The 22,232-nt window shown below is 42.9% G+C and carries 10 protein-coding genes; 9 read left to right on the top strand and 1 reads right to left on the bottom strand.

The window, feature by feature from the left end:
• Window positions 1–457, bottom strand: a 457-nt coding sequence (locus K9J17_05730) for a hypothetical protein (GenBank protein ID MCF8276218.1), incomplete at its 3' end; no start/stop codon positions are given.
• A 229-nt stretch (window positions 458–686) separates the two neighbouring features.
• Here K9J17_05730 and K9J17_05725 point away from each other — a divergent pair.
• The 9 genes from K9J17_05725 (at window position 687) to K9J17_05685 (ending at window position 22,228) form a co-directional block, all read left to right on the top strand.
• A complete protein-coding gene (locus tag K9J17_05725) occupies window positions 687–1,694 on the top strand; it encodes a UbiA family prenyltransferase (GenBank protein MCF8276217.1) in 1,008 nt (335 codons plus the stop codon).
• 147 nt (window positions 1,695–1,841) lie between these two features.
• The gene (locus tag K9J17_05720; protein MCF8276216.1) at window positions 1,842–2,807 is read left to right on the top strand and encodes an NAD-dependent epimerase/dehydratase family protein; all 966 of its coding nucleotides are present in this window, start codon (window positions 1,842–1,844) and stop codon (window positions 2,805–2,807) included.
• Window positions 2,808–3,210: 403 nt separating this feature from the next.
• On the top strand, window positions 3,211–4,515 hold the full coding sequence (locus tag K9J17_05715) for an SGNH/GDSL hydrolase family protein (protein MCF8276215.1): 1,305 nt from the start codon (window positions 3,211–3,213) through the stop codon (window positions 4,513–4,515).
• A gap of 37 nt (window positions 4,516–4,552) precedes the next feature.
• Entirely contained in the window at window positions 4,553–5,584 is a 1,032-nt protein-coding gene (locus K9J17_05710) for a hypothetical protein (protein MCF8276214.1), read from the top strand.
• A 49-nt stretch (window positions 5,585–5,633) separates the two neighbouring features.
• Window positions 5,634–6,674, top strand: a complete 1,041-nt coding sequence (locus tag K9J17_05705; protein MCF8276213.1) for a hypothetical protein — start codon at window positions 5,634–5,636, stop codon at window positions 6,672–6,674.
• A 67-nt stretch (window positions 6,675–6,741) separates the two neighbouring features.
• The gene (locus tag K9J17_05700) at window positions 6,742–7,794 is read left to right on the top strand and encodes a hypothetical protein (GenBank protein MCF8276212.1); all 1,053 of its coding nucleotides are present in this window, start codon (window positions 6,742–6,744) and stop codon (window positions 7,792–7,794) included.
• Window positions 7,787–8,902, top strand: a complete 1,116-nt coding sequence (locus K9J17_05695; protein ID MCF8276211.1) for a nucleotide sugar dehydrogenase — start codon at window positions 7,787–7,789, stop codon at window positions 8,900–8,902. Before K9J17_05700 ends, K9J17_05695 begins: the two co-directional genes overlap by 8 nt.
• Window positions 8,903–8,921: 19 nt before the next feature.
• Window positions 8,922–10,787 (top strand): tetratricopeptide repeat protein, encoded by a 1,866-nt coding sequence (locus K9J17_05690; protein MCF8276210.1) that lies wholly within the window; start codon window positions 8,922–8,924, stop codon window positions 10,785–10,787.
• An 89-nt stretch (window positions 10,788–10,876) separates the two neighbouring features.
• Window positions 10,877–22,228, top strand: a complete 11,352-nt coding sequence (locus K9J17_05685) for an HYR domain-containing protein (protein MCF8276209.1) — start codon at window positions 10,877–10,879, stop codon at window positions 22,226–22,228.
• Window positions 22,229–22,232 lie beyond the last annotated feature (4 nt).

Genomic DNA, 22,232 nt, shown 5'->3' with positions numbered 1-22,232 from the left:
TGTCGTTAACGTGTACGTCCCTTGTTACAGTGTCCGTTGAAAATAAGAGGTTTGAATGATTCTTAAGGGCAAGATTTTCCATCATCAGGAAAAAATCCAGTGGCTCTCCCAAAGAGTCAGTGATTGAATAGTTGAAATAAGGGTCGTGAACAGTCCATTCGTTATCGTCAGTTTGGGCAACAACCAAAACGTGGGTGAATCTGGTTCCCTTGAACCCAAAGTTATATGTGTACGCATTAATCCCATGATCATTAAGAGTCTTACAGAGAATGCTCGCAGCAAGACCGCAGTAACCTGCTCCGGAGTTATCAGCGAATTTTTTCAGGAATGAATCGGTCGCGAAATCTTCAAAGGAAATTGTATGAAAATTTAAGCACAAGCTGTCCGAAGTAAAGCCAGTGTCCAGTGTGTCTGCAACCAATCGCCTTAATGTGACGGCTTTGTCAAACGTGGTCATTTTATCGCTTAACAGGTGGTCAAACTTTCTGACTGCTGTACGCTGAGATTTGAGGTTGCTATCATCTTGCGAACACTGAGAGAGACAGATGAGTAGAGTTAGTGTGAAGATGGTGAAAAATGATGATAATCTTTGCATTAAGTCGAGGTAATTGATCGGCAAAGTAATCATCATCCATTATATTGGCTTGCACGTAACACGTGTTTGCTATAGGTCAACGCAGACTTAAATGCACATATTTCTCGATAAGATGCTGTTCAAAATAGACAAATGGTGGGTATATAAGATCGCAGGCGGACTTTTGACTGCTGTTTTGATAACATTCGAATTTGGCATTATTATCGATTTCGTCTATTGGACCAACATTCTTCTGCTCTTTGCAGCTTTCATCTGCCTTGCCATTTTCGGTCATCTTCTCAATGACCTGAGTGATGTTGATTCCGATAGTAAGGTCGGAAAGTCAAATCTTGTTCAAAGCATTGGAAAAGGTAGGTCAGTCTTCATTATGGTTTGTTCATTCATTTGCGCATTCGTGCTTGTAGTATTGATCAGACAGCCACTGCTTTTACTGCTTTCTGCACTGCAAGTGGCCCTAAATGTTAGTTACTCGTTAAGGCCGATCAGATTAAAAGAACGAGGCTTTCTTGCCGTGCTTGCAACAGGTTTTTATGAAAGAACGTTGCCTTACATTTTGATTTCGGTGATGCTGCTTCATTTACCTCATGTCAAGGAAGGTTCGAATGTGATTTTGTTGGTTTACTTGTTGTGGTCTTATACTTGGGAGGTACGGAACTTCATTAACGGGCAGGTTTCGGACAGGGATGATGATGAAAAAACGGGGCTTACAACTTTAGCACTCAAATTCTCCTTAGATACACTTCTCAGAGCGAAGTGGGGGGTATTCTTTCTGGAATTGATTCTTGCTTTGATCTGGCTGACTTCTATTCCTCAATTTGGTCTTGTTGCGGTGGTGGCGCTTGTGCTTGCGTATTATTTTCATGGGAGAAGGTTTGGTTCTTATCAGTTCAATAAGAATCACGCGTTTGATTTTGCAGATGACCTCTATAATTTCAACTTCCCGTTACTCATTGCAAGCTCCGTATGCGTTTGGTCCAATATTAATATTTGGCCTTTTATGTTGGTCATTCTAATAGGATTTGACAATCATGTTAGAAAGTTATTTTTCGTCATTACGGATAAACTTTACTGGTTCGGAAGAGGCCAAATCAATAGGTGAGTAACCATGGCGATTAAGCTTATTTCAGCATGCTTGAAAGATTCAAAAACGATACATTTGAACGATGGAACAGGAGGGGTTCAATGATCAGTCAATCGATACAGAACTACAGGCGTTAACAGGAAACAAATTCACCAATCCTAAATCATGAAAGTTGCAATCGTATTAGGAGCAGGTGGCTTCATAGGTAGTCATTTGGTTAGCCGCCTAAAGAGCGAGGGATACTTTGTAAAAGGGGTTGATCTCAAGTATCCAGAGTATGCAGAAACCGAAGCAGATGAATTTATTCTAGGAGATCTGCGCCATGCCAGTGTAGTTGCGCATTCCATTTTAGAAGGAGCAGATGAGGTCTATCAATTGGCGGCAGATATGGGAGGTGCCGGGTACATTTTTACAGGATTGAATGATGCGAACGTAATGCACAATTCAGCTCTTATCAATCTACATGTTGCTAATGAATGTGTGCTCAAAAAGGTTGGAAAGGTCTTTTATTCTTCATCTGCATGCGTTTATCCGGAAAGAAACCAAATGGACCCGGAGAATCCGAAGTGTGAAGAGAATTCGGTGTATCCAGCTGAACCAGATAGCGAATATGGTTGGGAAAAGCTTTTCAGCGAAAGATTGTATCTGACCTTTGCTAGAAATCATGGATTGTCAGTTAGGGTTGCACGGTTTCATAATATTTACGGACCAAAAGGAGCTTGGAACAACGGGAAGGAAAAGGCTCCGGCCGCAATCTGTCGTAAAGTGGCCGAAGCCGTTGAAGGAGGTGAGGTGGAGGTCTGGGGCGATGGCAAGCAAACCAGGTCATTCCTCTACATTGATGATTGCCTTGATGCAGTCAGGCTGCTAATGAAAGGTTCATTTGTTGGGCCGGTCAATATCGGGTCTGAAGAAATGATATCCATCAACGAATTCACCCATCTTGTTGCGCGAATCAGTGGGAAGTCGATTACTGTCAGAAACATCAGTGGCCCGACTGGAGTGCGTGGCCGATGCTCTGATAATCGCATCATCGAAGCTGAATTAGGCTGGAAGCCTAAATTTGATCTTCAAGCTGGCATTTCCAAAACTTACGCTTGGATATATGACAAGCTAACTGAATTGAATTAGTACTGGATTGAGTTATGCTTAGAGTAATGTGTTCCGTTAGACTGAATCCTTCTTGGTATCCGGACGATAACGAAGGTCTGCAGAAAACTGAGTTGATTAATTGAAGACCAAAGGATGGAAGTTTTTCATAAATACCAGGAAGAAATAATTGTTAAGATTCTCAATCTAAAAATCTAAAGTGCTTGAAGCGCCTTCGAATAAGCTGAAATGGATTGCCGTTGGGCAACTTTTAGTTTGCATTTCATTTATTTATTTTTTCAAATCGTGGTGTTCAGGCATAGAGTTATTGAACGTTGACCTTTGCTGGTTACTCAGCGCTGGGGCGGAAGAACTTCAACGTGCATTTCCGAATTATCATAGTTGGATTTACCTGGTCGGTGGTCTTGTCAAGTTCGGACTGCCAATGATGTCGTTGATTCTCCTACTTTTTGCTTTTTCAGTACCCAACATCTTTCAAAATTTAGGATTGATGCTCTTTTCAACGTTGTTTACCGTGATTGCCGTTGAGATCGGGTTGCGGATTTTGGATTACACACCAGGACAGTTCGGATATAATAGATGGGTTCATCCAGTTGACTCATTGATTGTCTTCGAAGGATTTACTACCGATTCGACAGGAATACTAACTGTTGACACTAAGTTGGTTGCCAAGATGAAGGCTCGACCAAATCGCCATGTTAGTGCCTCTGAGCATTTATCGGAGGAAAGACGCTATCCACATGAAGTGTACTCTGTTTTGATGGGCCATGGACTTGACACAGATTACTCAAAACCTTTGAATGAATTTTGGGTTCGATTCAATAAGTTGAAATTCGATGAAAGACAAGCATGGGATAGAAAATATGCAGAATATGCATCAGATCCGATAAATAAGGAAGGCTTTTATTCCATACCGTTTGTTGCAAAGGCTGATTCTAAACCTTCAATACTCTTACTGGGAGACTCTTTCACTTGGGGTCACTCAGCATCTGATTGCACAAACAGCTTTGCTAATATTCTCTTTTCAAGGGGTTTGTGGGTATACAATACAGGAATCAGCGGTGCGGATGTTTCTCAGTACAAGGCCATTCTTAAGAAGTACGGACCGTTGATACGACCAGACGTAGTTGTGTGCAATTTTTTCATGGGGAATGACGTGCAATATTTTGAACGAAAGCTGAGTGAAAAAGTACCGTTGAACTACCATACCAATGCAGGGGTAATCTACAGCAATCATTTTGGGGTTTCCTTTCCAACGGCAAATGAGGCTTATGAAAATATAATGAAGAACATGATTATCCCCCAAAACACCTTGATTAATAAGATTTTTTCAACTACAGTTTTTAGCACGCTGTGTTGGGAATATTTGGTCAATCTTGGCCTTATTGACCATCATTTCTTTATCGGAGAAAAGTTTCCACAATCACCTATAACAGCTGTTCAATCTGAGGAAATGCAGCGTTTCTGTGATTCCATAGGTGCTAAATTTGTAATGTCAGTAATTCCTGAATTTAAAAACGGCAAGTTAAATGGTGCTGAACTGATTCCGAATCTTTTTGGTGAAGTTCCATATTACCAGCATAACTCTGAGGTTTGGATGTACGATCGAGAGGATGGTCATTTTAATGATGAAGGCCATTTGGCGTATGCTGATTACCTGGAGCAAATTCTCGTAAAGGAGCTAGCAACTTTGAACTTAGACTATCAAGTGATGGATTCATTGCAATAAGCTGGTTATCTTCGACTTATTCCTTAAAATATCATAGTTGTCAAGACCGTTTCTTTCTATTGTTATTGCGATCCGTAACGATGATTATGGGGGTGAATTCCGTGAACGTCTGCAAATGTTCGTTTCTTGGACGGTAAAGAATCTGAAGAAGAACGGTATATCTTCAGAGTTGATATTTGTGAATTACAATCCAGTTCCTTACAACGAACCTATTCAGCGTTTTATTTCTTGGCCTGTGTCTGAGGGTAATGTGGAAGTGAAGGTGATAACTGTGTTGCCTGAAATTCATGAAAAATTTGTTACTCAAACAGGGGTTAAACCTGTACCTTTTGTAGAATATCTTGCCAAGAATGTTGGAATCAGAAGGGCGAATGGCGATTTTCTTCTGGTAATGAATCCGGATGTCCTTCTTAGTACTGATCTCTTCCCATGTTTGATGAACCTTCGTGCAGGGAAATACTACCGCGCCAATCGGATTGATTTTAGCAACCGTGAGTTCGAATTAGACGGAACTGGTCCTTCCGAGCAATTATCTGAATCGGCCTTTAAAATATGGTTTAAAGGGCAAGAGGTCTCTATTGCAGGTTATGATTGGTTGAGCTATTTGTTTCTTTGGTTTTGGGTTTCCGTGTCAAACAAATGGAGAAGTAGTACGATTTACTTGCGGCCTTTTTTGGATCTTCTGAGGATTCCTGTGTATTACGATAGGATAGAATACCAGCGCCATTGTAATGCAAGCGGAGATTTTATGCTTATGGAGCGTAAAGTGTGGTTAGAGCTGGGGGGGTATGATCAGATTTCGCGAATTTCTCTTCATGTAGATTCAATGATGGTTCTTCGAGCATCTGAATATGGGTTGAAAGAACGCACCTTTTTCAAGCCTATTTTCCACAAGGAGCATGAGCGTAGATTTGATGCCAAGGTGAGCGGTAAGTCTGATCAGGAAATGGCTCATAGGGAATTCAGGCAAAAGATTGAGAAACTGTTGAAAACGGGCGATGCTCGTAGCGGAAATCCACAAGATTGGGGTCTGGCCAATTACGATCTTCCAGTGATGACTCTGAAGTGAAAGTTGTCATTGCTTGTTCATCATCGCTTACATTTGGAATACTTAAAGTATGGATCAGCTCTTGTCAGAAACTTCCTTTTACCTATCCATCGTGGCCACCACTCGTAATGATGACCACGGAGGAGATCTGCTGAGAAGAACTCAGACCTTTCTTAACAGCGTTTATCATCAGGCAAAACGAACAGGACTCCAAGTGGAATTGATACTCGTAGAGTGGAATCCACCAGCAGACAGGCCATTGCTAAAAGAGGTACTTATTGGGCCCGGTTTAGATGTACCAGTCATGCTGCGGGTTATTGTAGTACCTCCTGAAGTGCACAACTCATATGCGTTTTCCAAATCGATTGGACTTTATCAAATGACGGCTAAGAATGTTGGTATAAGGCGTGCAAAAGGTGGGTTCGTTCTTTGTACCAACATTGATATAGTTTTCTCAAATGAGTGCTTTGATATTCTGTCAAATCGGTCTTTGAAGAAAGGCAAATACTATCGTACTAATCGTTGCGATGTCCCAAAGGAAATCATGGATGTCAAATCATTCGATGGGCAGTTAAAGTACGCATCGCAGAACATGTTCCGTAGAATGGGTAAAACCCAAGGTCAGGAAGCCGTGGCACTTCCAAAGTTCATTTATTGGTTTCCGCGAGTAGCGGCTTTTTTCAATTCGGTCTGGTTGTATTTGTGGAGGCTAAGACATCCTGGTGAGTTTCCCTATTTCAGAATGGATACGGTAACCTGTGGCGACTTTACGCTTATGGCCAAGGTCGATTGGTTGAAAATAGATGGTTACCCTGAACTCGACATGTATTCTATACATATAGACAGTATGGGACTTTGGTCTGCGTGTGCCATTGAAATGGAACAGGTGATTTTCCCCTATTATGCGTGCGTGTATCACATCGATCACGAAAACGGTTGGGAATCTGATGATGTTATGAAGACCATTCGTTTCTTGGCAGATAAGCCCAGTCTCGATTATTCAATCATCCATCGGGGCGGAATGAAAATGGTGAAAGAAGGTTCAAACTGGGGGATAAATAGACCAGATTGGGGTTGGGCCAATTACCAGTTCGAGGAGTGTGTACTGTAAGTGCACTCTGGATGTGCTTCCTTCAATAAAACTAAATTTGAAGATTGTTTAGAATAACCTCCGCCCCGTGATAGATTCTCCGTGCTACCTTTCCATTGTTGCCACTACCCGAAACGACAATCATGGAGGCGACCTCCTTAAGCGGACGCAGGCCTTTGTGAATAGCGTGTACGTTCAGGCACGCAAATTCCAATTGCCTGTAGAACTGGTCATCGTAGAATGGAATCCTCCAGCAGGTAAACCCTTGCTAAAAGATGTGCTTGAACATCCGACCAATGATGTTCCGGTCTCGCTTAGGATCATTGTAGTACCTCAGGAAATTCACTATAGATACCGATTTTCTGATGCGTTGCCGTTGTATCAGATGATAGCCAAGAATGTTGGAATCCGCAGGGCAAAAGGTGAGTTTGTGCTTTGCACCAATATCGATATCCTTTTCAGCGATGCGGCATTCCGATATCTAAGTGAAAAGAAACTGGAGAAGGGGAAGTTCTATCGCTCAAATCGATGTGACGTGCCGAAGGACGTTCTCGATTTTGACACACTTGATAAGCAGTTGAAGTTTTGTGAGTCAAATGTTATCCGAAGATTGGGTAAGTCACCAGGTTATGAAGCGCTTACCTTGCCTTCAGTGATCTATAATTTCCCAAGGTTGGCTAAACTCATCAATTGGGGCCTGATATCTGTTTGGAAAAAGACGCATCAAGGCGAGTTCCCGCACTTTACCATCGATTTTATGGCTTGTGGTGATTTTACGCTTATGAGTAGAGAAGATTGGTTCAAGATTGATGGCTACGCGGAGCTTGATATGTACTCGATACATATAGATAGTATGGGACTTTGGTCTGCAAGTGCAATGGGCATGAAACAAGTGTTGTTCCCGTATGATGCTTGTGTTTATCATATCGATCATGAGAATGGTTGGGAATCCGAAGACATCATTCAAACAATTCGATTCATTTCTGACAAACCGAGCTTGGATTATTCAATTGTCCATCGGGCGGGTATGAAGATGGTAAAAGATCAAAGAAACTGGGGGTTGAATAAGGACGACTGGGGTTGGGCGAATCAGGAGTTTAAAGAGTATACCTTTACTGGAAAAAGTACGGAGAATGCTTGAAAAGATAGCCGTAATTGGTGTAGGTAAACTGGGTATTTGTTTTGCGTTGAACCTAGAGAGAGCAGGTTTTGAGGTTTGGGGAGTTGAAACCCACGCTCAATACCTGAAATCTTTGCAGGATGGAACATTTAAAAGCCAAGAGCCACAGGTAAACGAAATGTTGGCTTCATCTACACGATTAATGCTGACGGATGATATTGAATGTATCTCAGAACAGGAGATCACAGATATATTCATCATGGTTGCAACTCCTTCATTGCCTGATGGGGGTTATGATCATTCTCAGATTGAAAGGGTAGTGGCGAAGCTGCATGTTTTATCTTCATCAACGGAGCCTAGGAATCTCTACATCGGCTGCACCACGATGCCCGGATATTGTTCGGATTTGGGGCAAAGACTTTCAGCGTTGGGGTTTACGGTTAGCTACAATCCGGAGTTTATTGCACAGGGAGATATCATTAAGAATCAGATGAGCCCCGATCAGGTGCTGATAGGAGAGGCAAATGAATTGGTCGGAGAAAGATTACAGGCCATTTACGAACGAATGGTAGAGAACGATCCTGTTTACTGCCGAATGGATCCGTTGAGTGCTGAGATTGCTAAACTTGCTACAAACTGCTTCCTTACCACAAAGATTTCATTCGCCAATTCAATTGGTGATCTTGCAGTAAAGGCAGGAGCAGATCCAGACAAAATTTTGTCTGCGATAGGTTCAGATTCCCGTATTGGACCAAAGTATCTTGGTTATGGCTTCGGGTTCGGAGGGCCATGTTTTCCCAGAGACAATCGAGCATTGGGCAAGTTTGGAGAAATGTTGGAATACCCACTTCAGCTTAGCAAGGCTACCGATAAGGTGAATGATGAGCATTTTGAATTTCAGTTGCAACATTTCTTATCTAACCATCAGGATGAAGTGGTATTTCAAGGGGTTGCTTACAAGAAAGGAACAGCACAAATAACCGAATCGCAGCAACTCCGATTAGCTGTTGCTTTAACACAACATGGAAAAAAGGTTGTCATTCGGGATTCAGTGGAAGTGATCGATCAAGTGAAAGTGCTTTATCCTGGCTTATTTACATTCGAACCAGAACCGGCTTTGGCGAGATAATCGGCTTCAACAAATAAAGATGAAATGGTACAGCACAATATGGATTAAGCTTCTGGTGGTATTCCTACTGGCCGTGTTGCAATATTCCAATACTGCTGAACATGATTATGCTTGGGATGATGCCATTGTGCTAACCGAAAACACGCGAGTTCAAAATGGATTGAAGGACATTCCGGAACTTTTCGAGAATATCAAATCAAACGAAACGCAAAATAGATACGGATATCGTCCAATATCCTTGCTCTCTTTTGCTACTGATGTTCAGCTTTTTGGAATGAATCCGGCTGCGAGCCACAGAATGAACATGTTTTATTACGGTATCCTGTGTGCTTTGGTATTCTTTTTTCTGCATTCATTTTTTCCGCAGTTTCAATGGGGTAATGTGCTTATCACAATTCTGTTCGTTGCCCATCCTATTCATACCGAGGTGGTTGCCAACATCAAAAGTAGAGACGAGATACTTGCAATGATATTCGGTTTAAGTGGTCTTCTCGTGTATCGGAAGGCACTTCTTGAGAAAAAACAAATATTGTTTTGGGCGAGTGGGATTTTAGTGTTACTCGGCTTTCTTTCAAAAGAAAGTGCCATTACCTTTTGTGGAATTGCCTTTATTCTTCCTTGGTTTGTGGTTCACACAGACGATAAAAAGGAATATCTGAAGAAGTGTGTGCCAGCAATTGTGATTTTATTGGTTCTTCTCGCATCTAGAATGTTTGTTTATTCTGATGTTTTCTTTCAGTCAAACGATTTTCTTCTTTACCAGAAAGGGGTGTTCCATCAGGATGGATTTGTTGGGAACCCCTTGTTTGGGGCGAGCTTTTCTGAACGGATTGCCACTGCTATTTTTCTACTCGGCTATTTCGTGTATAGATTGGTGATGCCACTACCGTTGCTTCATGATTATAGCTACAATCAATTCCCAATCATGCATTGGGGCGATTACAGGGTTTGGTTATCTCTTATTGTTCTGATCGGAATTGTGGCTGGTATCGTTCATGGATTCCGTAAAAGGTCTGAATTGGGTTTTGGACTCACATTCTTTTTGGTCACAGCTTCCATTTATCTGCACTTGGTTCAAATTGCTCCCGATATTTTCGCTGAAAGGTTCATATTCGTACCATCGCTAGGAATAGGGATCGCATTGCTTTCCATGTACAGATTGAAAGTGAAGCCAGTTTTTATCAGCATCGTTTTCGGACTGGCTGTAATTCCTTTGTCAGCCGCAACTTGGAAAAGAAATTTAGCTTGGAAGGACAACGATACATTACTTAAGACGGACCTGCCGAACTTGAAAAACTGTGTTCGCGCTAATTACAACTACGCGCTGTTGTTACATCGACATTATTACGAACTGCCGTATGCAAAGCAGACTCAAGCTAGTGCTGAATTGCTCCATTATTACGAACACACCTTCGAATTGACAGATAGATTGTTTAACGTCTACATGGATCTTGGAGCTGCATACATGGAATTTGGCTTTCCTGATAAAGCAAAGGTGGTATTCGAAAAGGCTTTAGTGAAGTATCCGAACCTTTCTCCTCCATTCGTTCAGATGGGAAAGTATTATATGAGTTTCGATAAGTATGATGAAGCTACACCATATTTTGAGAAAGCATTGGAGAATGGGGCAAAGAATTCTGATTTCCACTACTTATTGGCTATATGTGAGTTCAATACTTCTAAACAAGATAAAGCCATAGAAACAATGCTCGAAGGCGAGAAATTGGGTGTGTCGTCTTCTGCTTATCATTCTTTAATAGCCCGACTTTATTTGAAACTTGACCAAAAAGAAAAGGCGAAGGCTGCCTTAGAGCGCGGGTTGATTCTATATCCTCATGACCAAGGTTTGAAAAACGAGCTGATTCGTATTCAAACTGCAGATTGATTATTTTTTTCGACAAACACCTGTTTTTAATCGTTTAACGCAAAGTTGAAAATCCATACTTTCGTGGATTAAGCAACTTCAACCCTCATATGAGAAATCTCTACTTTATCTTTTTTGCACTATTTGCTGGTACTAGCGCTTTTTCACAGACCGTAACGAAATCTACAGCCGTAGGATCTGTAACAATTGATGGTTGCGGCACTTACTGTAGTGGACTTGATGCAATCACGTTCAGCCGTTCAGATTTCGGTTCTGGTTGTCGGGTTACTGATGTAAATGTGTCAATCACTTGGGCAAAAACGGATGGTTCGTGCACGGCACCAGGAATTGGTTTTTCTTATCACGAAGAAACGAGTTTCCGATTGGATGGTCCAACTGGTAATCAGGAGGTTCTGATTCCACCTGGGTACTATGATGGCGATGAGACCATGTCGGCCATCACTACTGTGTTCAATCAAGGTTCTCCTCAGCCTACTATTGCAGGAGGAACGCCACAGGCAGGTACGTTTGGTCCTGCGGGCGGAGGTAACTTAAATGATTTCAATAATACCTCTGCTTTTGGTACATGGAACTTACGGGCAGGTGATAGTGGAGCTGATGACCCTCTTTGTGTCGATCAGTATTCAATTACCATCGTGACTGCCACGGATAATACATTGCCAGTACTATCTGGTATGCCAAGCAACATGAATTTGCAGACAACCGCTGGAACATGTGGGAGAGTTGTAACTTGGACTACTCCTACTGCAACAGACAATTGTGGTACTACAACGGTTACTCGAACAGCAGGACCTGCATCGGGAAGCATATTTCCATTAGGAGTCACCACCGTCACTTATCAGGCCACAGATTCTTACGGTAATAATTCTGCAAGTCAATCATTCACCGTTACAATTACAGACGGTCAGGCACCAACGTTTACTTCTTGTCCTACTAGTTTTACAGCTCCTTCAGCCTGCGGTACGAACGTCACATATGCAAATCCAACAGCGACTGATGTTTGCGCTGGAAATATTTCTCCAGTATTGATTGGCGGTTTGCCTTCAGGTTCTGATTTCCCATCTGGAGCAACCACTGTAACTTGGAGAGCCACGGACCCTGCAGGAAACTTCACTGATTGTTCGTTTGTCGTTACCGTATCTGATAATACTTCACCTGTTATTACCTGCCCTACTGGAACTTTGACAGCTGTTTCTGGGTCTGGAAATTGTTTGGCAAATGTTCCGTACACGGTTTCTGCTACAGATAATTGTCCATCCAACGTAGTGTTGACAGGTAATGCTAGCATCAACGGAGGAAACTTTAACGTGGGAACTCACAATTTGTCTTTTACGGCTTCGGATGGTGCGAATTCAGCGAGTTGTTCTTTCGTGGTGCAGGTTAATGACAACACATTACCTGTTCTAACCTGTCCGGCAAATATCAATGCTACAACAGACGCAGGCTTATGCGCTGCCACCGTTAATTGGGGTGGAGTTTCAGTTTCTGATAACTGTAGTGGATCAGGAAGTGCCTCTCAATCTTCAGGACCAAACCCAGGTGGACCAAATTTTCCAGTCGGAGTTTCGACCGTGAGTTATTCTGCATCTGATGCGAGTGGAAACGTAGGGACATGTTCCTTTTCGGTTACTGTGGCAGATAATCAACCTCCTACTATCAGCTGCCCAACAGCTGTTGTTACGTACAGCCCTGGGGCATGTGGCGCACAAGTTACTTGGGCAAATCCTGTACCTGCCGATAATTGCAGTTTACCGTCTAATCCATTAAGTAGAACGGATCAAATACCATTAAGTAGCGGTAACACATTTCAAAATGGCAGTTATACGATTGGCTATGAAGTGAGAGATGCTTCTAACAACACCACTGATTGTACGTTCAGCTTTACGGTTGCTGATACTGAAGATCCTGAATGGGATCCTTGTCCGTCTAACTTTACTGTTTCTACAGATCCGGACGTATGCACAGCACTAGTGAATTTTACGATTGATGCAGATGATAACTGTACGGCCAATCCTACAATTACACAGGTTTCCGCTCTCGGAAATGGAGATGTATTTCCGATCGGTGCCACAACGGTTGAATATTCTGTGGTCGATGGCTCGGGAAATTCCCCTGTCAACTGCGTTTTCGTTGTAACCGTTGAGGATAACGAATTCCCTGATGTGGTTTGTCCATCATCTGTTACTACCACCTTCCCAAACTGCCAATATGTGCTTGCAGATTTTACTGGAGATCCGGGTATTGCAGATAATTGTGTTTTGGCTTCCGTTGTTCAAGTACCATCAGCAGGAATCATTACGGTTGAGACAACTATTACGATAACGGCAACCGATGATGCAGGAAATGAAAGTTCATGTGCTTGGACCGTAACTCCGTTTGATAATACTCCTCCAACGTTTGACAACTGCCCGACTGCACCACAACTTGTTGCTGTCAATAATAGTTGCCAGTTTTTAATGCCCGATTTCACAATTGGACTTACAGCTTCAGATGTTTGTAATCCTAGTTTTACATTCACTCAAACGCCATCGGCAGGAACATTACACCTCAATCCAGTATCTGTTACGGTAACTGTCTCTGATGGTGCCAATTCCGTTCCATGCACTTTCTTGGCTCAACCAAATGATCTTCTTCCACCTTCGATTATTTGTCCTGCTGATCGTACGATAGCAGCAACATCAGGATGTGAAGCGGTTCTACCGGATTACACAACACTTCCATCTGTTGTTGCAACCGACAATTGTGGAGGAACTCCCGTTGTAACTCAACCATCTGTCGGTGCAACGGTTTCAGGAACTTACACGGTTACTTTGGTGGCTACTGATGATGCTGTGCCAAATCCTAATCAAAGCACGTGTACATTCAATGTAACGGTTCTGGATAATACTCCGCCAACCGTTACTTGCCCCGGTACTCAAACAGCATATTACAACGCCAATTGCGCGTATGCCATTACTGATTTCACAGGTTTGGTAACAGCAACTGACAACTGTCCGGGAAGTGTTGCTCTTACTCAAACGCCTTCTGCTGGAACAGCAATCGGGTCTAATTCATCGTTAGTGACTATTACAGGAACAGATGTTGCTGGAAACCACTATTCGTGCCAGTTCACGCTAAATCTTGAAGACAATATTCCGCCAAGTTTGGCTTGTCCTCAAGCGCAGCAAGTTAACGTAAACTCAAATTGTGAATACAACTTAGCCGATTTCACATCATTTGCCACATCCACAGAAGCTTGTTCTTCGGTTACTATTTCGCAATTGCCTGCAAGCGGAACAGTATATGATTTTACTGTTAATCCGACCGTAACGGTCACGCTCACAGCAACTGACGGTGCGACTGTTCCAAATTCAATTTCTTGTACGTTCCAAGTTTTACTGAATGACGTTACTGCTCCGGTCATCACATGCGGGTCGAATCTGAATGTTCTGTTTGACGGAAGTTGTGAGTTTGTAGTTGGAACCAGAACGAGCAATTATGTTGGATTGCTTTCGGATATGGATAATTGCGACAATGCTCCTATCATTACTCAATCTCCTAGCTCGCAAACTGTAATTCAAGGCCAGACAACGGTTACCTTGACAGCTACAGATGCTAGTGGTAACGCAGGAACTTGCCAATTCAACATTACTCCTATTGACAGCCAAGGGCCAACAGTTGATGTCTGTCCTCAATCGGCCATTACCGTAAATTATGATGCCAACTGTAATTATACGCTTGCGGATCTAACTGGAAATGCATCATTCTCAGATAATTGCGATCTGTCATTGAATATTACACAAAGCCCTGGTTTTGGTACGGTGATCAGTAATCAGAGCAATACCACGGTTACTATCACGGCCACTGATGATGCCGGTAATTCCAATTATTGTGCGATCACAGTAAGCCCAGTCGATGTGACTGCACCAACGTTGGTTTGTCCTACTGCTCAGCTAGAAGATTTTGATGCCAATTGTGCGTTTACATTGGTGGACTATACCGCAATGGCTACTGCAACTGATAATTGCAGCAACTCGCTGACCGTGACGCAATTTCCAGGAAGTGGTCAGGTCATTACTGGTTCAACATCTATTCTGATAACGGCTGTTGATGCCGCTAACAATTCTACTCAATGTACCTTCAATGTCATTCCTGATGACAATACGCCTCCAACCATCACTTGTCCGACCGATCAAACGGTCGCTCTCAATTCTACGTGTACATACAACATGATAGATATGACCGGTCTGGCAACAGGTGTACAGGATAATTGCCCAAGTAGTGTTGTGGTCACTCAGTCAGTTTCGGTAGGAACATCACTTGGAGCAAATACCACAATAGTGCTTACTGCTACGGATGGTGCTGGAAATACAGCCACATGCCAGTTTGATGTACTTCCAACGGATCAAACAGCTCCTTCGATCGTTTGTCCACAAAATCAGGTAGTGAGTACCAATGCTTCTTGTCTTTATGACTTAGTAAGTTATACTGGTCAAGCCGTTGCTACAGATTTTTGTGACCCTACAGTTACAGTGACCCAAGATCCAGTTCCAGCAACGGGCATTTCTATAGGAACGGTAACTACTGTAACCTTGACGGCTACAGACGATGCTACCAACACCAGCACTTGCACATTCACCGTTTCAGCCGTTGATAATACTGCACCAACCATTTCTTGCCCAACAGATACAATTGTGAGTACTGATGTTAATTGTCAGTACGTCATGATAAATGAAACAAATAACCATGAATTGGTTATTTCAGATAATTGTGATGCAAGCCCAACTGTTACTCAGTCTCCTGCAGTATCAACAGTCCTTATTGCAGGAATCACCACGGTTACGCTTACTGTTGAGGATGCAAGTGGAAACACTGGTGATTGTACATATACATATACAATTGAAGACCAAGTGAATCCTACCATCATTTGTCCACTGGATCTGGATGTGAGCTCCAATGCACTCTGTCAATTTGTGGTGCCTGATTATACTGCTGCTGGTAGCACAGACGATAATTGTGATCCATTTCCAGACGTAACGCAAACGCCAGCTGTGGGATCTAGTTTTTCAGGAAGTGCGGTTGTAACGCTGACCGTAGTTGATGCTGACAACAACTTCTCAAGTTGCACATTTACAATTACTGAAAATGACCAGACAGATCCTACTATTACATGCCCAGGAAATCTGCAGGTTAATTTTGATGGAAACTGTCAATATCAATTGATTGATTATACAGGATTGGCAGTTGCAACAGATAATTGTGGTTCGCCAACTGTTGCTCAAGATGTTATTGTGGGTGATTACATCACCTCTCAAACAACTGTTACCCTTACAGCAACGGATGCAGACCTAAATCAGGTGAGCTGCTCGTTTGAAGTTATCCCAAGTGACATTGGTGTTCCTTCTGTATCGTGTTTGCAACCAGTAATCACGGTTCCAACAGGGGGGCAATGTTCGTTTACGCTGCCCGATTACACAGGCGGTAGCTTTGTAAGTGCAACAGATAATTGCACTAGTTCCTTCGTGTTCACTCAGAGCCCGGTCGCAGGTTCACTCATTGGTGGTTCTGCGGTTGTTACGCTTTCAACGATTGATCCTTCAGGAAATGTTGGTTCTTGTACCATGACGGTAAGTCCAGAAGATCAAACTGCGCCTGTTCTGTTCTGTCCTGCCAATACTACAGTTGCGTTGGACGCTAATTGCGAATTCGATCTTCCAGATTACACACCACTTGTTTTTGTTTCTGATAATTGCGATTCATCACCTTTCTCAATCACTCAGAGCCCAATAGCTACAACTACCATTTCAGGAGAAGCAATTACGACAATTTCGTTCTCGGTAACTGATGGCGGAAATAATGTAGGAACTTGTTCGTTTACCGTTACAACGGAAGACAATCAAGCACCATCTATTTCATGTCCTGCGGATGTCACCGTTAGTGCCAACTCAAATTGTGAGTTCACCTTGGCTGACTATACAGGTCAAGTATCTTTTAGCGATAACTGTTCGAATCCTAATCTAGTTCAAACTCCAGCTACAGGAGACTATTCTGGAAACGTATTAGTGACGATTACAGCAACAGATGATGCGGGAAACACAAACAATTGCAGCTTTAACGTTTCGCCTGTTGATGATACCGCTCCATCGCTTACTTGTCCTCCTAACCAGACCCCGAATTTCACTGCAAATTGTGAGTTCACGGTGATTGATTATACAAGCTTATCGACCTTTTCAGATGATTGCGATAATACACCATTTGTAACCCAATCTCCTGGAATTGGAACCATTATCAGTGGAACAACTACGGTTTCCATTACTGTGACCGATGATGCAGGTAATACTTCAACATGTACATTCGATATCCTCCCAGAGGATCATCAAGTTCCTGTCATCACTTGCCCAGCAAGTTTTGCTGTGGATCTTTCTGCAAGCTGTGATTTTGCCATCGTTGATTATACTTCGCTGGTCACGGTATCAGATAATTGTGACTTGAATCCTACCATCATTCAAAGCCCAAGTACTGGAATCGTATCTGGAACATCTGCTTCTATTACGATGACCGCGTTGGATGCAAATTCCAATAGTGCGACATGTACGTTCAACATCATTTTGGAGGATAATTCCTTGCCGGTTCTTACTAATTGTCCTACCGATCAGACGGTTCCTTTAAGTGCCAATTGTCAGTTTATTGTTGCCAATTACACTGGTGTTCCAACTGTATCGGATAACTGTGGCCCAAGTGGAACGGTGACCCAAACACCATTAGCAGGATCGTTGATCGGTGGTGCTACAGTTGTGACCATCTCAGCAACAGACCTAACTGGAAATGTTGGAATCTGTTCATTTACCGTTTCTCCGGAGGATGTCAATCCGCCAACCATTTTCGGCTGTCCTACAGATATTGTACAGGTAAATGATCTGGGAATCTGCGGTGCGCTGGTTACTTATGCAACCATTACAGCTTTGGATAATTGCGCTGGTGTTGTTGTGCCTCAGTTGACGCAAGGTCAAGCAAGCGGAACAATCTTCCCAGTTGGTTTGACCAACGTGGTTTATGTGGCTGATGATGGCAATGGAAATACTACAAATTGTGAGTTTGATGTCACGGTGAGTGATACTGAAGATCCAATCATTGTTTGCCCGGTCAACGTAACCGTTAACTCGGAGATCGGAACCTGTGGAGCTACCGTTACTTACAGTACACCAGTTGTAACTGACAACTGCACGACTCCAATTGTTCCTACCTTGGAAGCAGGGCTTGCATCAGGTTCAACATTCTCTGTTGGTGCAACCACCGTTACGTATGAAGCGGATGATTCTAACGGAAATGCATCGACATGTAGCTTTATTGTGACCGTTGAGGACGATGAAGATCCAGTAATTACCTGTCCTCCAAGTGTTACGGTAAATAATGACCCAGGCAATTGCGATGCGGTTGTCACTTACGCACTTCCTACGGTTACCGATAATTGCACAGGTTCAATTACTCCAGTCTTGACGTTGGGACTTGCTTCTGGTTCGACTTTCCCATTGGGAACAACGCCAATCAGATACTCTGCAACCGATGGTTCGGGAAATACCAGCCTTTGTTCTTTCTCTGTAACTGTTGAAGACACTGAAGACCCATTGATGGTATGTCCGAATGGTATTGTTGCCTATGTTGAACCGAACACGTGTCAGGCCGTTGTAACTTATGATGATCCAACGGTTACAGATAACTGCAATCAATCTATTGTTCCTATGTTGCAATCAGGGCTTTCAAGTGGAGATTCTTTCCCACTTGGAGATTCGCAGATAACTTTTTCGGCCACAGATGGTAACGGACAATCAGTTTCTTGCAGTTTCACAATCACTGTTGAGGACAATGAAGCACCTGTAGTTACATGTCCATCCAATCAGACGGAATTGTTCAATAATATTTGTCAATTGACGATTCCGGATTACACTGGATTAGCTACAACAAGCGACAATTGCGATGCGAATCCAGTTGTGTCTCAGCTTCCAGCACCTAGCTCGGTCATTACTGGGGTAACAACCGTAACCTTGTCTTCAACAGATGTTGATGGCAACACAGCCAGTTGTTCATTCGTTGTAAGTGATGAAACTCCGCCAGTTGTCACCTGTCCATTGGATCAAGTAGTAGGCTCAAACATCAACTGTCAGTTCACTTTGCCAGATTACATGTTGCTTACTGTTTCTTCTGACAATTGTGGTCCGGTTTCATTGGCGCAAAGCCCAGCAGTTGGCACCGTAATCACTGGTTTTACCACAGTTACGATTAGTTCTGAAGATAATCTTGGAAATCAATCAACATGTCAATTTACGGTTGATCTGATTGACAATATCGCTCCGAGTATTACGTGTATCGGGAATCAGCAAGCATTTTTTGATGCGAATTGCATGTTCCAACTTCCAGATTACTCTGGGCAAGCATCATCAATTGATAACTGCGATCTAACTCCAACCATAACCCAAAGTCCTACTTCGGGAAGCATGATCGGAGGAACTAGCGTCATCACATTGACAGCTGAGGATGATAACGGAAATTCTACTTCATGCACGTTCAGCGTAGCTCCTTACGATAATTTGGCTCCAAGTATCACATGTCCATCTGCTCAAGTAGCTCAGCTGGATGGAAACTGTGAATTTGGGTTATCAGACTTTACAGGATTGGCTGTCACTGATGACAACTGTAGTTCGCTGATTATTGTGTCTCAGTCGCCAGCAGTTGGTTCAACCCAAAGTTCAAATACGATTGTGACCTTAACAGCTTCAGATGACAACAACAATACTTCAAGTTGTGCTTTCGTAGTTCAACCAGAGGATAATGTTGACCCAGTGATCGTGTGTCCATCAGATCTAGCTGTTGACCTCGACCAGAATTGTATATACAGCTTGGCTGATTTTACAGTTGCTGGAGTTGCTTCCGATAATTGTTCTACTGTCATTTTGGTAAGTCAAAGCCCATTGGCTGGAACGAGTGTCACTTCATTAACTGCGGTTACACTAACTGCCAATGACGGCAACGGCAATAGCTCAACTTGTTCGTTCAACGTTACTCCTGAAGACAATACACCGCCAACAGTTGTTTGTGCGCCTGATCAGAATGTGTCTCTCAACTCAGACTGCCAGTTCGAAATTTCTGATTACATCGGGTTTGTAACAGCTACTGACAACTGTTCCAACACCTTTGTAATTACGCAAAGTCCATCTGCTGGCACACTCATTAGTTCAACTAGTTCTGTCACGCTTACAGCGCAAGACGGAAATGGAAACACAGCAAGTTGTTCGTTCTCAGTTATTCCAGCTGACGAAACAGACCCTACCATAACATGTCCTCAAGATCAAGACGTGTCGTTCAATGCGAATTGTGCGTTTATTCTGCCAGATTATACTGGAATGGCGGTTGTAGACGATAACTGTGGTTTAAACTTGGTTGTCACTCAGGATATCCTAGCGGGAACATCAATTGCTGGTACTGTAACGGTAACCTTGACCGTTGATGACGGCAATGGAAATTCAGACGCCTGCTCATTCGTGGTCAATCCTTCAGATAATTCAGATCCGACAGTGACCTGTCCTTCAACGGTCTTCGTTAGTTTGAATGAGAATTGTGAGTTCCTGTTGGAAGATTACAAGCCAGAAGTAGTTGCTAGCGACAATTGTAATGCTACCAGCATTACCCAGTCTCCAATAGAAGGAACGGCCATCAGTTCAACTACACAGATTTTGATAACGGTATCAGATTTGAACGGAAATTCGGTTTCTTGTACATTCAATGTTGTCCCATCTGATGATGTTACACCTACAATTGTTTGTCCGAACGCTCAGTTCGTTTCGTTGGATGCAAACTGCCAATTTGTGGTTGAAGACTACTCTACACTTGTAACTGCTTCAGACAACTGTGCATCAGGAATGGCGGTGAGTCAGTTTCCTCCTCAGGGAACATTTATTTTGACAGGAACTGCAGTTACCATGACAGTGGAGGATGATAATGGAAATGAAGCGACCTGTACCTTTGGTGTGATTCCTGAGGACAACACTGATCCAGTAATCGTACAATGTCCTTCTGATCAGCTTGCCACGCTGAATAGCTCGTGTTCATTCACCGTTCCAAATTATACAAGCTTGATGAGTGCGGAAGATAATTGCGATATAACATTATCATATCAGCAGATTCCTGCAGCAGGAAGCACAATTTTTGGAACTGGAACGTATGGTATTCAGATTACAGTTGAGGATGATAATGGCAATAGTGACAATTGTGCGTTCAATTTAACGGTCGATGATGTATTGCCTCCAACGGTAATATGTCCATCTGATCAGGTACTTCAGTTGAGTGCTAATTGCAACTTCGCGTTGCTCGATTACACAACATTAGCAACTGCTTCAGATGCCTGCGGAACGGTGACTTTGACGCAATCTCCAGCTGTTGGCACTGTAATTACCGGACAGTTGAACACAACCATTATAGCGGAAGATGAGGATGGAAATACAGCTAGCTGTACATTCTTCGTGGATGTGGTTGAAATGGAAGTTGAAGTTGTAGGAACAGATGTTACTTGCAATAGCGGTAATGATGGCACGGCAACAGTAACTGTTACAGGTGGAACTGGACCATACACTGAAAACTGGGGAGGATTCAATCCTAATGCTCTTCCTGCTGGAAACTTCTCGGTCACCGTTTCTGATGTTAACGGATGTAGCGTTGTCGGAAATGTGAGCATTGGACAAGATGCTCCATTCGAGATTCAGATTCAACCAAGCGGACCTGTACAGATTTGTCAAGGAGAATCAGTGGTGTTGACTGCAGGTTCTGGATATTCTCAATATAACTGGAGCACAGGTGCAAGTGTTGCTAGCATAACGGTGACAAATGAGGCCAGTTATTGGCTATCCGTAATTAACCAGGACGGTTGCGTAAGTAACACGGATACGGTGCTTGTTTCATTCTTTGATCAGGTTACTCCGAATATCATATCAACGGTTGATGGATTGCTGAGCTGTTCAAATGACACTGCTTCTTCTTATCAATGGTCGTTGAACGGAGCTCCAATTGCGAATGCAACAAACGTGACTTACTGTCCTACGGCTAGTGGAAATTACACGGTAACAATTGTGGATTCCTATGGATGTACCGTGACTAGTTTTATCGAAGAATTCACCTTTGATCAGAATTCGCCTTGCGCCACAGGAATTGAGGAGTTTGGTTTAAGTATGGACATCTATCCAAATCCGTCTACAGGTGTTTTCACCATCAGCTATTCGCTCGATCGTCAGTCGGACATGCAATTAGCTGTGTTCGATCTTATGGGAAAACAAGTGCTTGGAAGTATCAATCTGACTTCATTCGCTGGAACAACGATGATCGATCTTCACAATGAAGCCGAAGGAGTTTACATATTGAGAATTGCACTCGATAATGATAAGGTCCTTCAGCAAAGGCTTGTGGTGGTCAAGTAATTGA

This window comes from Flavobacteriales bacterium (assembly GCA_021739695.1).
Lineage (GTDB): Bacteria > Bacteroidota > Bacteroidia > UBA10329 > UBA10329 > UBA10329.
The sequence above is the reverse complement of the archived record's forward strand: the minus strand, read 5'-3'. Positions and strand labels throughout refer to the sequence as shown.

Coding starts and splice junctions, on each gene's coding strand:
- K9J17_05725 (MCF8276217.1), top strand. CDS start 687: ATGCACATATTTCTCGATAAGATGCTGTTCAAAATAGACAAATGGTGG.
- K9J17_05720 (MCF8276216.1), top strand. CDS start 1,842: ATGAAAGTTGCAATCGTATTAGGAGCAGGTGGCTTCATAGGTAGTCAT.
- K9J17_05715 (MCF8276215.1), top strand. CDS start 3,211: ATGATGTCGTTGATTCTCCTACTTTTTGCTTTTTCAGTACCCAACATC.
- K9J17_05705 (MCF8276213.1), top strand. CDS start 5,634: ATGGATCAGCTCTTGTCAGAAACTTCCTTTTACCTATCCATCGTGGCC.
- K9J17_05695 (MCF8276211.1), top strand. CDS start 7,787: ATGCTTGAAAAGATAGCCGTAATTGGTGTAGGTAAACTGGGTATTTGT.
- K9J17_05690 (MCF8276210.1), top strand. CDS start 8,922: ATGAAATGGTACAGCACAATATGGATTAAGCTTCTGGTGGTATTCCTA.
- K9J17_05685 (MCF8276209.1), top strand. CDS start 10,877: ATGAGAAATCTCTACTTTATCTTTTTTGCACTATTTGCTGGTACTAGC.